Genomic DNA, 2,277 nt, shown 5'->3' with positions numbered 1-2,277 from the left:
GGTGTGTCTGCAGGGACCATTTCTCATTACGATTGAAGAAAAGAGGCCGCCAGAGATGGTGACCTCTTTTCTTTTTAAACTTCAATAGCTAAATACATCCCACGTTTAATCAAAACAAAAGATCACTAAACCTTGATTCTCATAAGATCCTCTCCGGCAATAATCTCACCTTGGTAGAATTTCGAAAGCGCCTCGAGTGCCTCTAGGTTCGACGTCACTGGCGGGACAATATGGGAGAATGCTAGGCGCTCAACATCCGCCTCCTTCGCGGCATTTGCCACCTCCTCGGCCGAGGCGTGGTGCGCGATGACGGACGGAGTGAATGGACGAGTAATTCCGTATTTTTCGTAGATATGGGGCACACAAAAGTGCGCAAGAAGAAGATTCGTCCCCTTTGCCAAAGGCGCAAGCCTATCTGTCGGGCTCCCATCACTGGCGATGACAACAGATCGCTCCTCGGCATCAAATCGATAAGAGAGAATATCGTCAACGTTACCGTGACTGGTACCTTTGTCGACGTGAATACTCATGCCATCGACTTCAAATGAATCGCCCGGGGCAAGGAGGTTCACTTCGATATCGGTTCCCGAGCGAGACACCCCCTCGGCAATCCGGAGTTCCACATCGTATTCGTAATAGTCGAGCATTTTCTTGACTATGTTTACAACCGGCTTTGGGCCCCACACCTGAAGCGGTTTTGTGGCGCCACCAAGCCAACGAGAAACATAGAAGTCACCGAATCCAGAGTAATGGTCGGAGTGGAAATGGGTGAAAAAAAGCTGGTCCACCTCCCCTACCTTGAAGCCTGCCTTCACAATTTGCTGGCTCACGTTCCGAGCCGCATCAACGAGATAAAGTTTATTTTTCAGCCAGATCCCGTTCGCGGGACCGTTTTTATCCACACGGGGCGGAGGAGCACCAGTGCCAAAAAGTATCAGTTCCATTCACCACTCCTGTTTTCTTAATTACGTGTCTAGTCCACCAATTCTCAAGAGACGAATCCGATTTCTGGCACAGATACATCTTTTGGGTCGTAGCCGTCACGGCGAATTCGCTCTGCGTGCCAATCCCGGTCCACCTCTCCATTTTCATCGATGTGCATCATGTCGCACATTATCTCGATGACATTTCCGTCCGGATCACTGATGTAAATCGATCGGTTTTCCCCCGGAGATCCATCCCCTTCCGGGTGAGTCGTGCTATGCAGCACAGGGCCGCGAATAATTTCTATTTCTTTCGATGAATTAAGATGCGCCACCCATTCGTCAAACATTTCCCTGCCTTCGACCTCGAAAGCAAAATGCATCAGACCATACGCGTCATTATCCTGGGTGTGGCCGGCAGGCAAATCACTTGAGCCGTCTTTGGGCCTGAATTCGAAAAGATTGATCGTATGATGTTTGTTAGTGCACGAAATATGCCGGTTCGGCCTGCCAGTAAAGGCCACCAGTTTCCGGCCATCATTAACTCGAAAACCCAGCAAATCGACATAAAAATGAAGCGACTTGTCCAAATCACGAACTTTTAGGGCAATGTGATCAAGCCCTTTTAAAGACGGCAGCATGGCGATTCCTCCTTTTCCTTTTCCTGTTTCTTTTTTAGCGATTAAATATATTTCAAAAAAGCCCCCAAAATCCTTGGTGTATCCTGTCTTGAAACGCAATCGAATCTATGCGGCCTCCCGGCAATAAAATCGACATTTCCCATTGGTATCATTGCAATAGGTCAATTCTAACAGCTAATGACCTGTGCATGGCTAATTTCTAGTCAATCGGTATCTGAATCAGCCCCCGGCAATACAGAAGCCGAGCAAAAATGGCTCAATTTTTCATGCACAAACCAAGGCGGAAATAGCTAAAAAACAGTGCTCTCATGAGCCCCTCTGAAGGACGCTCTTAATTAACATCTCCTAACGTCACAAATTTGGTCCGCTTTTTGAGGTGGAGGGGATGCAAAATCCCCCGCGATCGTGTTTAATTCCGGAACCGAAGTAAGTCCCAAAAATATTTGGTGATTGCAGGCGGTTAATCGGTAGAGCCGAAAGATAAGTTGCGGTGAGCCGCCGTGAAAGAATTGGAGGAATAGCATCTTGGCAACCGGCAACGCGACAACAGATAGTTTCATAACAGACCTCGGCGACGGCAAGGCCTACGCCCTTCATAATATGATGTCTCTCGATGGACGGGTCAGCGCCTACCCTAAAAGCGCCAGAGGTTTTGCCCCCTCGAATTGTTATCTTCTCTATGAGAAGAGCGGCGCGATTCTTCTCGATACGGG

At 48.4% G+C, this 2,277-nt stretch carries 3 protein-coding genes; 1 reads left to right on the top strand and 2 read right to left on the bottom strand.

Annotated elements, in window-relative coordinates:
- Window positions 1-125: 125 nt before the first annotated feature.
- Both HOJ95_05740 and HOJ95_05735 read right to left on the bottom strand, forming a co-directional pair.
- Window positions 126-944: an MBL fold metallo-hydrolase gene (locus HOJ95_05740; protein MBT6394183.1), complete on the bottom strand. Its 819-nt coding sequence runs from the start codon at window positions 942-944 to the stop codon at window positions 126-128.
- 44 nt (window positions 945-988) lie between these two features.
- Complete coding sequence (locus HOJ95_05735) at window positions 989-1,564, bottom strand: hypothetical protein (protein ID MBT6394182.1); 576 nt, start codon at window positions 1,562-1,564, stop codon at window positions 989-991.
- A gap of 525 nt (window positions 1,565-2,089) precedes the next feature.
- Between HOJ95_05735 and HOJ95_05730 the strand changes: the two genes are divergently transcribed.
- Window positions 2,090-2,277, top strand: a 188-nt coding sequence (locus HOJ95_05730) for a hypothetical protein (protein MBT6394181.1), incomplete at its 3' end; no start/stop codon positions are given.

The organism is Nitrospinaceae bacterium, assembly GCA_018669005.1.
Lineage (GTDB): Bacteria > UBA8248 > UBA8248 > UBA8248 > UBA8248 > UBA8248.
Note: the sequence above shows the minus strand (reverse complement) of the source record. Positions and strands in the feature narration are given on the sequence as shown.